This window comes from Niastella koreensis GR20-10 (genome assembly GCF_000246855.1).
Taxonomy (GTDB): Bacteria; Bacteroidota; Bacteroidia; order Chitinophagales; family Chitinophagaceae; genus Niastella; species Niastella koreensis.
In genome coordinates, this window is record NC_016609.1 from 3,548,688 (window position 1) to 3,561,370 (window position 12,683).

Genomic DNA, 12,683 nt, shown 5'->3' on the forward strand with positions numbered 1-12,683 from the left:
ATAGGTATTGATGTTGCGAATGATTTGTCAACTCCACAGCCTGTCGTGCGAACGCACATCATTCCATTCAGGCGTTGGCGCGAAATAGGTTTTATTGGTGGGGATCAAATGTTTTTTGATCTCTTCTTCCACCAGTTCTATCCCCAAACCAGGTGTCATAAGCGGTACGTTCGCATAACCCTTTTCAAACAGCTTGCGGCCATCGGTAGTTTTTACCAGTCCTGCCCACCATTCATTATCGAGGGAGTGATGCTCCAGCGCCAGGAAGTTCTGCGTGGCAGCCGCGCAATGCACATTGGCCATAAACGAAACCGGACTTCCTGCAAAATGCATAGCCATGGCCACGCCTTTTTCTTCCGCATAATCTCCAATACGTTTTGTTTCCAGGATGCCGCCCGCTGTAGCCAGATCAGGATGTACGATGTCAACAGCGCCGGCATCGATCAGTGGTTTGAACCCGTTGAGCAGGTAAATGTCCTCCCCCGTTAGTACCGGAGTTTCCAGTGCATCGGCCATTTTTTTGTATTGTTCGGTAAACTCCCAGGGCACCATATCTTCCAGCCAGGCCAGTCGGAAGGGTTCAACCTTCTTACCCCAGCGGATGGCGTTGTTCAGATCGAAGTGTCCGTAATGGTCACTCGAAATAGGGATTTCATAGCCCACTACCGAGCGTACATCGCTTACGATCTGCGCCATGCCATCCAATCCTTTTTCGGTGATCTGGATAGCGGTGAAAGGGTGTTTGGTGTTGGCGTAATCCATATAGCCTCCATTCCATTGCGCCAGGTTGCTGCCCCAGAATTTACTGTTCACCAGCGCGCCTTCATTATTCTTTACTTCGCCAATGGAAATATCCATTTTTAACCAGGTCATGCCCTGTTCTTCGAGGCGATGTTTGATCTTTGCTTTAAACTCATCAAAGGTGGGCGCCTCAGGCGTATCGGCATACATTCTTACTTTATCGCGATACCGGCCACCCAGCAATTGCCACACCGGTACATTATAGGCTTTGCCACACAGGTCCCACAGGGCCATTTCAACCGCACAAACGCCGCCCCCCTGCCGGGCATTTCCACCAAACTGGCGGATGGTTTTAAACAGCATCTCCACGTTGCATGGATTCTGTCCCAGGATGCGGCTCTTCAACATCAGGGCATAGCGTTCATCGGCGCCATCGCGCACTTCGCCCAGGCCATAGATGCCCTGGTTGGTATCGATGCGAATAATGGGCGTGCGGCCTACATTCTGGATGATGCAATACCGCATATCGGTGATCTTCAATTCGCTGGGGTTTGAATAGCGGCTCACCTTTTCCGTGGTTTTCGCCAGGATCTCTTCAATAGGCCACAAAGCACTGGCGCCACCAAGCGCAATCCCGCCCAATGTAGATCGCTTTAAAAACGAACGCCGGCTATTATGCGGTAGTTCTTTATGATTATGCTCCGTTTCCGGCTGCGGGTCCTTTAGCCCTAATTTGGTAAAAAATCGTTGAGATGGTGTCATGGTTGGATATTTTTGTTTAATTGTTTTATAGAAGATATTCTGTTTAAATGAACGGGCGAATTACCAGGTCCTATCTTTCATAAACTGATCCAGCTCCTGTCTTGTCATCGGCAGCTTATCAGCATTTGAGTCGAGCCATTTCAGGAAATCCTGTTTAATGGCATCGGTCCACTGGGTATCTATTTGCCCCGGGGTGTATTTGCCTTCGCGTAAACGTTGGTGGCCAAACTGATCGCGCAGGGAAATAAACTCCGCATTCAATACTACTTCTTCCAACAGGTGCGCAGGAATAAATACCACCCCGCCCTTCTTCGCCAGTATGGCATCACCGGGTAATACGGTAGCACGGCCTATGCGCACAGGTACATTAATGCCACCCAGCATCATTTGCTGGATGTAGGAAGGATCATAGCCCTTGATCCAGGCGTTGAAACCTTTTATTTCCTCCAATCCTTCCATATCGCGTACCGAACCATAAAAAACGACCCCACGGCCGGATTTGGCGTAAATAGCGTTGCCCAGGTTATCGCCTATCAACGTTCCATCTACCACTTTGCCATAACTATCGGCCACATAGATATCGCCGTTCTTTAATACATCAATCGGCCATGAGTTGGGTGCGCCTATCCGGCCTTCGGCTTTTCCTTTATCTTTTACCAGTTTATCTACATCAGGGCGCATGGGCCAGTATTGGGCGGTTACCGCGCGGCCTGTCATGGCGGAGTCTTTATCCAGCACCATCCAGTCGCCCTCGAACTGGTTCATATATCCTTTGTTGCGTAAAATGCCCCAGGCTTCTTCAAGATGCACGGCCTTCAGCCGTTGAAGTAATTTGTCAGATACATGTGGCCGTCCATCGGCAGACCGTTCGCCTTTCCATTCTGGCGTTATTGCTTTGATCTGATCGGGAGTGGGAGTTATCTGTTGGGCATGCACTGTTGTACAAAGCTGCAACAGCAGTAATAACAAGTAATTCTTTTTCATATAGTAGCCTTTTTAGTGAGTGGTCAGTAGTGAGTAGTGAGTGGGTTTCCGATATTCGAGTCTCGCTTCTCCTTCCAATATCAACCCTATCACCTCCGTCAACTCTTTCAACCTATCTCCGCCCTTTGCCCTTTGCCCTTTGCCCTTTGCCTTTCTTCACGGGCTCTTCTACAGCAGCATGCTTCTGTTGTAAATCACTGATCGTTTCAAATTCGTCAGCCAATTTCACGCTGAGCTTTTCGTATATAGAAAAGTAATCCGCATACACCGCATGCTGTTGTTTATTCGGTTTATATACATCGGGTAATTCAACGGTTTGCGCCGCATCATCCAGGGATTTATAAATCCCCATTTCGGTAGCGCTTAATAAATAGGCGCCAAAACTTACGCTGTGGTATTGCTGGCGAACCCGTACCGGTTTATTAAACATATCGGCAATCATTTGGGTGCAGAAAGGAATGGTGCCAAAGCTGCCATTTACAGATAAGCTTTTTATATTCCGTTGTTCACCCAGCGTTTTACCAATGCTGTAGATTTCGTACAGGATGCCTTCAATGGTAGCGCGGATAAAATGGTTGCGTTCGTGTTTGATGTTCAGGCCAAAATACATGCCCCGCGCATTGGCGTTCCAGATAGGCGCACGTTCACCCAGTAAATATGGCAGAAACAGTAACCCATCCGATCCACGTGGCACCTTGGATGCTTCTTCAATCAGTTGTTGCAAACTGTTCTCCATATCAAAGGGATTGGTAAACTCTCCAAACTGCCGGCTGAACCATTCAAAAATATTGCCGCCGTTATTGGTAGGGCCGCCGGAAACGTAGCAATCATCGGTAAGCAGGTAATTGAAGAAACGCATTTGTTCATCCTTCAGCACAGTGGGGCCCATTACGCGTACTGCGCCACTATCTTCTATAGTAATAGTAGCTTTTCCAACTCCCTTCACCCCATCGCCCAGGGTGGCCAAACAACCATCGCTGGAACCTAATAAGATCTTTGTATCAGCCGGCAGGCGCAACGATTGCTGGAAGGCTTTTTTCAATTTGCCGGCCGAAGTGAATACCGGCGCCACTTCAGGCAATCGCGCAGCGGTAATACCCGCATATTGCAGGGCATCGGCTTCCCAGGTAACCGTATGAATATTCAACAACCCGGTGGCGGAGGCAATGCTGTAATCCATTTTATACTCACCGGTGAGCTGATGAATGATATAGCTTTTTATCGACAGGAACTTGCTGGCCTGCCGGAAACGTTCTTTATCACGGTTTTTCATCCACGCTATTTTTACCAGGGGCGACATGGGATGAATGGGCGTACCCGTAGCCGCATACAGGCTTTTGCCCAACGCCGAGGAACGCAACTCCTGTGCTTCCTTTTTGGCCCGGTTATCGGCCCAGGTAATGGCATTGCCCAGCGGATTGCCGTATTTATCAACCGCCAACACGCTGTGCATGGAGGCGCTGAAACAAATGCAGCCAACCGTATATTTTTTCGGATGGATAAATTCATTCAGTAAATTCTTCAGTACATACAGGGTGGTAATAAATATCTGTTCCGGGTCCTGCTCACTGTGGTCGGGTTCTGTATGAAATGTAGGAAAATAGCCCTTCATCGAACCGATGACGCGGCCGCTGAGGTTGAAGGCAAACACCCGCACCCCATTTGTTCCTAACTCAATTGTAATGATGCATTTCATGTTTATTATAGTTATTTATTACGCAAATGATTTTTTCTGAACTCACTGGGCCGGTAGCCGGTCAGCTTTTTAAACGTGGTGGAAAAATGTTGCGATGAATAGAACCCCGTATCCAGCGCGATGTCGGTCACCGAAACATCCGGCCGTTTTAATAACTTAATAGCTTCGGAAATACGGATATTGATCAGATAATTGATGGGCGAAAAACCGGAATAGCTTTTAACTTTTTCCGTAAACATGGTGGTACCCATACCCACCAGGGCAGCCATTTCCTCTACAGTCCATTGATGCGCCAGGTCCTGGCGCAACACCTCTTCCAGGTGCATAAAAGTTTTTGGGAAGTCGCGGTTGGCATGGCTTTGTTTGGTCATTTGACGCGCCACCTTTATCAGCAGCTCATCCAACAGGTGATTGATGCTGGCCTGATACCCTACTTCATTACCAAACAATTCGGCATGGATGCATTTAAGGATCTTACCCACTTCGTTGAAGCGCGACAAAACCGGCAAGCTATTCAACAACAAGGTCTTTCCAATGGCCGCCGCCTCGCTTTCGCTCAGGCCGCTCCATTTACCGGGCTGTAAATTACCTTTATCGAGCCCATGCAGGGCCAGTTGGATCCAGGTAAAAGAGCCGATCTCCAGCACGCCATTGTCGCTGCCAAATGGTGTACCGGGCAAAATCAGCGCTACGTCGCCGGGATAATATATATAGGACTGATGATTGATGCGCCATTCGAACCGCCCTTCTATTATATAATATATGCGTAACCCTTCAGTGATGGTGGTGGAAAATGCGTTGAGCTGTATAGAGCCATTCTTTTTTATGCCCAGCTCCTGGATATGCGGGAACAAAAGCAGTTCTGCCGATCTACCATGTTGTAGCACGAATTGATTCATATGGCTTTATGTACTTAGCTTTGGCGCAATCTGCTTCTTTCAGAAGCATGTATAAAATAAAGGAATTTCTTGTTCCTGAATGTACAAAATTCAACACTGTTTTATTTTGGAAGTTTTTACCCGTAATACCGGATAATTTGTTCCTTCAACGATTACTCACCAAAACAACTTGCCGGTATGAAAAATTACTCCCACGGAAGGCCACCCCGTTATGCAGGGTTATGGCTGCTCTGCGTTTTTCATTTAATCCTTTCCGTTACCCATGCTCAAACCGTTACAGGAACAGTGTCTGATGAAAAAGGTGCAAAGTTGTCACGGGTGTCCATAATGATAAAGGGGTCATCCATTGGCACTACCTCCGACAACAATGGCAAATACTCCGTTGCAGCCCCGGCCAATGGCACCCTCATTTTTTCTGCAGTTGGCTATAAAAATACGGAAGTAGCCATTGATGGCCGCACCGTTATCAACATTTCACTTGCGTTCGATAACCAGAACCTGGGCGAAGTGATCGTAACAGCGCTGGGCATTAAAAAGCAGGCCCGGAGTTTAGGCTTTTCCGCCACCAGTGTTAAACCCGAAGAACTGAGTGTGAACCGTACCAGCAATGTCATGAATGCCTTACAGGGAAAAGTAGCCGGGGTAAATATTTCATCGTTAGGTACCGGGCCGGGCGGCAGTTCAAAGATCCGCATCCGGGGTCAGTCGTCTATTTCCGGGCAAAACAACCCGCTGATCGTTATCAATGGCGTACCGGTTGACAACACCAACTTCAACGACAACACCATCCAGGTAAAAGGCGGCGGTGTGTATGCAGATGGCGGTGATGGCTTGTCGAGCATTAACCCCGATGATATTGAAAGCATGACCATCCTCAAAGGAGCGCCCGCATCGGCCCTGTACGGTTCCCGCGCCAAAGATGGGGTAATCATGATCACCACAAAAACGAAAGGCAAAACAAAAGGTATTGGTGTAACTTATAACCTTAATTATACCAACGATACCCCGCTTGATTATACTGATTATCAAAATCAGTACGGTCAGGGGGAGAATGGCGTTCGCCCCACCACCCCCGACCCTACTTCGGGCGAATGGTCGTTTGGCGAAAAATTCGCTCCCGGCATGACGCAGATCCTGTTCAATAACCTCACCGTTCCCTACGAACCACAGGGCAGCCGCATCAAGGCTTTCTACCGGCATGGCCAGAATATTGCCAACACCCTCGCTTTTGAAAGCAGTAACGACAAAGGCGGGATGCGCCTCTCGCTCAACAATACCCAGAACAACGGCATCATGCCCAATAATACGTTCAATCGCAAATCGATGAACCTGGGTTATAGTTATAACCTCTCTGACCAGCTCACCCTGTCGGGCAATATCAATTATTCGCGGGAGATCAATAGTAATCCACCAAACATTGCCAACCAGGACAACTCCATTCCTACCACGCTGATGGCGTTGTCGACCTCCATGCCGTTGAGTGTGCTTAATGAAAACAAATACAATGCACAAGGCAATGAATACAACTGGTCGAGGTTCACCAACCGCACCAACCCTTATTGGGTATTGGCTGAACAATTTCACAATATCAAACGCGACCGCATCTTCGGCAACGTAACGCTGAAATATAATTTGCTGTCATGGTTAAACGTGCAGGGCCGCTTTGGGCAGGATTACTGGTCGCGCGATGAAGATGTAAACAACTTCCCTACCGGACAGGCATCCCGCGCAGCTGCGTTGCCCGGCTTTGTAAACGGTGTATACACCCAGGAATCCCGGCGCTTTCGCGAAACCAACCTCGATTTCCTGGTGAACGCCAATAAAACTTTCGGGACTGTGGGCATTAACCTGAATGCCGGCGGCAACCGCATGCGCAAACGGTCCGACATCAACAATGTGGTGGTCACCGATTTCATCACCCGTGGTATTTACACGGTGCAGAACGGCCGCGGCAAAGACCCCGTGTACACACGTATTGAACAAGGCGTTAATTCATTATATAGTTCAGCCGAATTGAACTTCAAACAAACCTTCTACCTTACCGGTACCGTGCGTAACGACTGGTTCAGCACGCTGGCGCCGGCTAACAGAAGTATTTTGTACCCATCTGTTTCGGGCAGTTATGTTTTCTCTGAACACCTGCAAAATGTGAACTGGTTGAATTTTGGAAAACTGCGCCTGGGTTATGCCGAGGTAGGCAGCGATGGCGATGTGGCGCCCTATTCAAACCAGTTATTCTATACGCCCAATGCTAATTTCGTAAGCAACCCCAATGGACAGCAGGTACCGGTTGGTACCAGCAATATCAGTAATAATGCTACCGGTACTACATTACCCAATCCCAATCTGAAACCGAGCCGCGTAGCCGAAACCGAAGTAGGGCTTGAAATGCGCATGTTCAACAACCGGGTCAATGTTGACCTGGCTGCTTATCGTAAGATCACCAAAGACCAGATCGTGCTGGTACAGATCTCAGATGCATCGGGGTATCTTAATACGCCCATCAACAGTGGTAAAAGCAGGAACTATGGATTTGAAGCCATGCTGAACCTGGTTCCGGTTAGAACGGTAAATACCACCTGGGAATTTACGGCCAATACTTCTTACAACATCACCAGGGTACTGAGCATTATTACCGACAAACCCGGAGAACGCATCACTACCGGAACGCACGTGTTCAATGGAGAAACCAGGCATGTGGTGGGCCAGGAAATGGGCCAGATCGCCGGTTACGGATATGCACGGGATGCTAAAGGCCAGCAAATATTTCAGAGTAACGGAGTACCACAGCGCACAGCCGATTTTGTGTTGTTTGGCAGCGCCCTGCCAAAATGGGTAGGCGGTTTTCTGAATACGGTGAATTACAAGGGCATCAACTTTACGGTATTAATAGATTACAAACTGGGTAATAAAATGCTCTCCGGCACCAACTTCAATGCCGTACGGCATGGCTTACACAAAATGACACTCGAAGGACGTGAAGGCGGGGTAACAGGCAAAGGTGTTAATGCCAGTGGCAATCCCAACAGTGCCGTAACGCCTGTTCAAACCTATTGGGAACACCTGCGTTCACAACAAATCATAGAACCGGTGGTCTATAATGGGGGCTATTGGAAGCTTCGCCAGATCTCGGTAGGATATGATTTCACTAAACATGTGCCTACCAAATGGCCTATAAAAGGACTGAAGCTTGACCTGGTAGCCAATAATGTGTTGCTGATAAAGAAATGGGTTGATAATATCGATCCTGAAACATTCGGGTTTGGTTCCGATAACCAGGTAGGTTTGGAATCACCCGGTTTGCCCACCACCCGCAGCCTTGGCCTGAATTTGAACATTAAATTCTAACACCTATTGTCATGAAAAAGATTGCAAACTATATATTGGCTTTCTCTTTATTGTATTTCACTTCTTCGTGTGATAAGAACCTGTCGGAGCTGAATGTAAACAATACCAACAGCACCACGCTCGATCCGGCACTGCTGCTGAACCAGGCGATCATCAATACCAGCTTCCCGGTAAAATCGCTGGTGTTCGATATTGGCATCGTTCAACAAATGATAACGCCCAATGGCGGCGTGCTGGCCGGCGCCAATTTTAACCAGGACAGCCGCGATGTTACTACCCAGCCTTTGTGGACGGCCTATTATCAAAGCGTGATCAAGAATACCTACGATGCCATTGCAAAATCAAAAGACCTTAGCACCCGCACCAATATGTACAATATGGCGCGCATTTACCAGTCGTATGTGTTTATGATATTGACCGATGAGTTTGGTGAAATTCCCTATACAGAAGGGGGCGCCGGTTATGCGCAACACATCAACTTTCCTAAATACGATCGCCAGCAGGATATATACCCCAAGCTCATCCAGGAGCTGACCGACGCCGCTGCGGCATTAACTACCAGCAGCACTATTGAAACCGGTGATATGTTGTATGCAGGTAATGTGGCCCAATGGAAAAAATTTGCTTACTCCCTGTTGCTGCGCGCCGGCATGCGGTTGAGCAAGATCGATCCGGCCAAAGCGCAAAGCACCGTGCAGGCGGCTGTAGCCGGCGGCGTCATAACCGCCAATGCCGACAATGCCTTTATTCGCCATGACGCCAATTTTAATCAACCCATCGGCGCTACGCTTAATGGTGGCGAAGCTGCCAACTTTTACCTTACCAAACCTTTTGTTGACCAGTTAAAGAACACCAATGACCCGCGTCTGCAGGCCATTGCCATTCGTTATGTTGGCGCCAAAAGCGGCGCAGGACAAACGGTAGCGGTTGGCAGTACCGACCCCACCAAACAGATCGGGATGCCCATGGGATATGACAATGGCACTATTGTAGCGCAGGCCACTGCCGACGGCCTGGCCAGCTTTTATGATTACAGCCAGGCAGACCGGCGCCGGATCCTGAAAGTATCGTCACCTGTGTTCCTGGTAACCGCGGCGCAAACCAACCTGCTATTGGCCGAAGCGAGATTTCGCGGCTGGATAACTTCAGGTACCGCCGCCCAGTATTTTGCCGACGGCATAAAAGCGCATATGGATCAAATGGCGGCATACGACGCCAATTCCGCCATTTCCGCCACGGCCCGGGATGTATACGTAACTGCTAACCCACTCGTTGCCGGCACAGAGCTGCAACAGATCAATACCCAATACTGGATCGCATCCTTTTTGAACGGCCCTGAAGCTTTTGCTAACTTTAGACGCAGTGGCTTTCCGGCATTGACGCCCAATCCGTATGGCCAGCCCAGTAATCCTGATGTACCCAATGGCACTTTTATCAGGCGACTCACCTATCCTACTTCTGAACTGAGCGTAAATACGGATAATGTGAATGAAGCTATTGGCAGACAAGGAGCGGATAAGTTGAGTACGAGAGTTTGGTGGGATAAGCCTTAAACCGGACATTCAATATTCATTATTTCCGCTTGCGCTGTATACAACGAAATATTATAAAGAATAATCATGAGCAACCGTAAATTAAGAAGCAGCGATTGGTTCGGCCGATCGGACAAGATGGGTTTTGTACACCGGTCATGGTTTCGTACGCAGGGGTATCCTGACGATTATTTCGTGAACAAACCCGTGATCGGTATTTGTAATACCTGGAGTGAGCTTACGCCCTGTAACAGCAACCTGCGGGATCTGGCTGAGATAGTAAAACGCGGCGTGATAGAAGCAGGCGGTTTTCCGCTGGAGTTTCCCGTTACATCGCTGGGCGAAACCGTGATGCGCCCTACTACCATGTTGTTCCGCAACCTGGCCAGTATGGATGTGGAAGAAACCATTCGCGCCAACCCGATCGATGGCGTTGTGTTGCTCACCGGGTGCGACAAAACCACTCCCTCTACCATCATGGGCGCCTGTAGTGTGGACCTGCCCACTATTGTAGTGCCCGGTGGTCCCATGCTGAATGGCCGCTTTCGCGGGGAATGCATCGGCAGCGGTTCCTTTAACTGGCTCATCAAAGAAAAACAAGGCGTTGAAAATTATACCGAACAGGATATACATGAAGTGGAAACCGGCGTTGCCCGTAGCCAGGGTCATTGCATGACTATGGGCACCGCCAGTTCCATGGCCTGCATGGCCGAAGCGCTGGGGTTAACCTTACCCGGCATGGCAGCCATTCCCGCCGTAGACGCCCGTAAAAAACAATTCGCGCAACTGAGCGGCCGCCGCATTGTTGAAATGGTAAAAGAAGACCTGAAAATATCGCGCATCCTAACCCGTGCCGCTTTTGAAAATGCCATTGTTGTTAACTCGGCTATTGGCGGATCCAGCAATTTCATTATTCATCTGCTGGCCATCGCCGGCCGCATCGGCGTTCCGTTGACCCTGGAAGATTTTGACGCCATTGGCAGTAAAGTGCCCTTGTTATTGAACCTGAAACCATCGGGCAAATACCTGATGGAAGATTTTTATTATGCCGGTGGTTTGCCGGTGATCATCCGGGAAATGCAATCGTACCTGCACAACAATGCCCTAACCGTAAACGGCAAAAGCATCAGCGACAATTGCGCCGTTTCCCCCTGCTACAATACAGAGGTGATCGCCACTGCCCAACAGCCGCTTCAGCAATCAGCAGGCATGGCGGTACTGAAAGGCAATTTATGCGCAAACGGCGCCATTATAAAACCATCGGCAGCGTCCCCGCATTTATTAAAACACCGGGGCCGGGCCGTAGTATTTGAGAACATCGAGGACTATCATGCCCGTATTGACGATCCCGGCCTGGACATTGACGAACATTGTGTGATCGTGTTAAAAGGTGTTGGGCCTGTAGGTTATCCCGGCATGCCCGAAGTAGGCAATGTTGACCTGCCCATGAAGCTGTTGCAAAAAGGCATCAAAGATATGGTGCGTATTTCAGACGGGCGCATGAGCGGCACCGCGGGCGGCACGGTAGTATTGCATGTATCGCCCGAGTCTTCTATAGGTGGCGTGCTGGCCCTGGTGCAAAATGGCGACATGATAGAATTGGATGTAACGGCCAGGAAATTGCACCTGGATGTGCCCGACGAAGAACTCGCTGCCCGCAAAGCACGCTGGCAACAACCAGCGCCTATGGCAACGCGTGGCTATGTAAAGTTTTATATAGATCATGTGCAGCAGGCGCACCTTGGCGCCGACCTGGATGTGTTACGCGGTGGCAGTGGCGATGAAGTGGTGAGGGATTTGCATTAATTTATTTTGCCCCATTTATTAGCTTAACTATTTTATCACTGAACTCTTTTGTATACCTACCATCCTCATCCAGATCAGGATCGAGGATGGTAATTTCCATGCCAACTGCTTTCCTGCTCGATAGTAATGGAGCCAGGATCTCAGCCAGCTCATCGTACGAAAGCCCATCTGGTGTGCGGCTGTCAACCGCCGGCATAACCTGGTCATCCAGGGCATCCACATCAAAATGAATAAAGAACCCATCCAGGTTTTGTTGTTTCACCGTTTGAAGAAATTGTTGCACGGTATTTTGCAATCCATTTCCCCGTAAGCGATTGAGTGGATAATAGGCTACATTGGAGTCGATGACAGGTTTCTCATAATTAGCATCGTACTCGCGGTTACCCACACAGTAAATATGTTCTTCCTGGATATATGGTTTCAGATTATTGATATTAGTCAGCTTTTCATGGCCGTGACCCGCTACTATAGCGAGATCCATACCAGCAGCGCCATGGGTGCCCGACATTTCGGGCCAGATAAAATCAGTATGTCCGTCCAGGTAGAATATTCCATACTTCCCTTTTTGCCGCAATGCAACAGCGCTCCCTATAAGAATACTGCAATCACCACCAAGGATCAGTTGAAAAGAATCATCATTGATTTCGTTGTACAAAAGCGCAGCCTGTTCTTTTGCATAGGCCACAATACTATCGGCATTTCTTACCTGCGATGCTTTATCAACCAGCATGGTATAAGCCGGTGGTTCCAAACGAACAACTTTATCAGGATTGACCTGATCATGAAAACCGAATTGTTTTAACCAATCGGGCAACTTCTTTACACCTGGCTCAATGGCATAATCGGTTTTTATCAATCCCAGGTTGGTTGGAAATTCGAACAGGTTTATTTTATGGCCGGTCATGAAAATGAATT

The 12,683-nt window shown here is 48.8% G+C and carries 8 protein-coding genes; 3 read left to right on the forward strand and 5 right to left on the reverse strand.

Going from position 1 to position 12,683, the window contains the following annotated elements; all coding sequences use genetic code 11:
- Positions 1–27: 27 nt before the first annotated feature.
- The 4 genes from NIAKO_RS13930 to NIAKO_RS13945 form a co-directional block, all read right to left on the reverse strand.
- Positions 28–1,503 carry a mandelate racemase/muconate lactonizing enzyme family protein gene (locus tag NIAKO_RS13930; RefSeq protein WP_014219085.1) on the reverse strand — a complete coding sequence of 492 codons (1,476 nt, stop codon included), beginning with the start codon at positions 1,501–1,503 and terminating at the stop codon, positions 28–30.
- 60 nt (positions 1,504–1,563) lie between these two features.
- The gene (locus NIAKO_RS13935; RefSeq protein ID WP_014219086.1) at positions 1,564–2,487 is read right to left on the reverse strand and encodes an RraA family protein; all 924 of its coding nucleotides are present in this window, start codon (positions 2,485–2,487) and stop codon (positions 1,564–1,566) included.
- Between the two features lie 112 nt (positions 2,488–2,599).
- Positions 2,600–4,183 carry a gluconokinase gene (locus tag NIAKO_RS13940; RefSeq protein ID WP_014219087.1) on the reverse strand — a complete coding sequence of 528 codons (1,584 nt, stop codon included), beginning with the start codon at positions 4,181–4,183 and terminating at the stop codon, positions 2,600–2,602.
- Positions 4,184–4,194: 11 nt separating this feature from the next.
- Positions 4,195–5,082, reverse strand: coding sequence for an AraC family transcriptional regulator (locus NIAKO_RS13945; protein WP_014219088.1), 888 nt, complete (start codon positions 5,080–5,082; stop codon positions 4,195–4,197).
- A gap of 177 nt (positions 5,083–5,259) precedes the next feature.
- On the opposite strand from NIAKO_RS13945, the gene NIAKO_RS13950 reads away from it, so the two are divergent.
- From NIAKO_RS13950 to NIAKO_RS13960, 3 genes are all read left to right on the forward strand, one after another.
- Positions 5,260–8,430, forward strand: coding sequence for a SusC/RagA family TonB-linked outer membrane protein (locus tag NIAKO_RS13950; protein WP_014219089.1), 3,171 nt, complete (start codon positions 5,260–5,262; stop codon positions 8,428–8,430).
- 11 nt (positions 8,431–8,441) lie between these two features.
- Positions 8,442–9,983 (forward strand): SusD/RagB family nutrient-binding outer membrane lipoprotein, encoded by a 1,542-nt coding sequence (locus NIAKO_RS13955; protein ID WP_014219090.1) that lies wholly within the window; start codon positions 8,442–8,444, stop codon positions 9,981–9,983.
- A gap of 66 nt (positions 9,984–10,049) precedes the next feature.
- Positions 10,050–11,768: an IlvD/Edd family dehydratase gene (locus NIAKO_RS13960; protein ID WP_014219091.1), complete on the forward strand. Its 1,719-nt coding sequence runs from the start codon at positions 10,050–10,052 to the stop codon at positions 11,766–11,768.
- Between the two features lies 1 nt (position 11,769).
- Here the strand turns inward: NIAKO_RS13960 and NIAKO_RS13965 are convergent, their stop codons facing one another.
- Positions 11,770–12,672 carry an arginase family protein gene (locus NIAKO_RS13965; RefSeq protein ID WP_014219092.1) on the reverse strand — a complete coding sequence of 301 codons (903 nt, stop codon included), beginning with the start codon at positions 12,670–12,672 and terminating at the stop codon, positions 11,770–11,772.
- Between the last annotated feature and the right edge of the window lie 11 nt (positions 12,673–12,683).